The sequence below is a fragment of the Ruegeria sp. AE3 genome (assembly GCF_056542225.1).
Genome location: NZ_JBQFZL010000050.1, coordinates 1 through 838, shown reverse-complemented (window position 1 = coordinate 838; position 838 = coordinate 1). Strand labels below are relative to the sequence as shown.

The 838-nt window shown below is 57.5% G+C and carries 1 protein-coding gene; it reads right to left on the bottom strand.

Annotated features, from left to right (window positions below; translation table 11 throughout):
• Positions 1 to 13 precede the first annotated feature (13 nt).
• Positions 14 to 771 (bottom strand): IS5 family transposase gene (locus ACR0NZ_RS20620; RefSeq protein ID WP_480521580.1). Its coding sequence is split into 2 segments (ribosomal slippage): positions 14 to 447 and positions 447 to 771, totalling 759 coding nucleotides; the frame shifts between segments, so codons are not numbered across the junction.
• Between the last annotated feature and the right edge of the window lie 67 nt (positions 772 to 838).

Here is an 838-nt window from a genome sequence, read left to right as displayed (position 1 = left end):
CTAGGGTCAGGATTCATAACCAGTAGATGACGACGGCTGCGAGCGCGATGGCCGAGAGGAAGACCTTGGGACACCTGTCGTAGCGGGTTGCCACGCGTCTCCAGTCTTTGAGCCTGCCGAACATGATCTCAATGCGGTTGCGCCGTTTGTATCGGCGCTTGTCGTATTTCACGGTCTTCTTGCGCTGTTTTCGTCCAGGGATGCAGGCGCGTATCCCTTTGTCTTTCAACGCATCTCTGAACCAGTCGGCGTCGTAGCCTCGGTCTCCGAGCAGCCATTCGACCTTTGGCAAACCGCCCAGCAATGCCCGTGCGCCGATATAGTCACTGACCTGTCCGGCGGTGGTGAAGAGGTCGAGCGGTCGTCCCTGGCTGTCGCAAATGGCGTGAAGCTTGGTGTTCATACCACCTTTGGTCCGGCCAATCAGGCGACCGCGCCCCCCTTTTTAGCGGCCCTGCTGGTCGCTGTTCGATGTGCCTTCAGGTAGGTCGCGTCGATCATGACTGTCTTCTGTTCGCCGTGCTCGACAGCTAGCCCCACCATCATCCGCGCGAATATGCCCTTTTCGCTCCAGCGCTTCCAACGGCTATAAAGCGTCTTGTGTGGACCATAGGCTTCAGGAGCGTCGCGCCACCTTAACCCATTGCGGTTGATGAAAATTATCCCGCTCAGAATCCGCCTGTCGTCGACCCTTGGCTTACCGTGCGACTTTGGAAAGTAGGGTTTCAGACGCGCCATCTGTGCGTCGGTCAGCCAGAAAGGATTGCTCATGTCACCGCTCTGTTTTCAGAGCCGTGAAACACGCAGCGCTCGGGAAATCAATGCATCCTGACCCTAG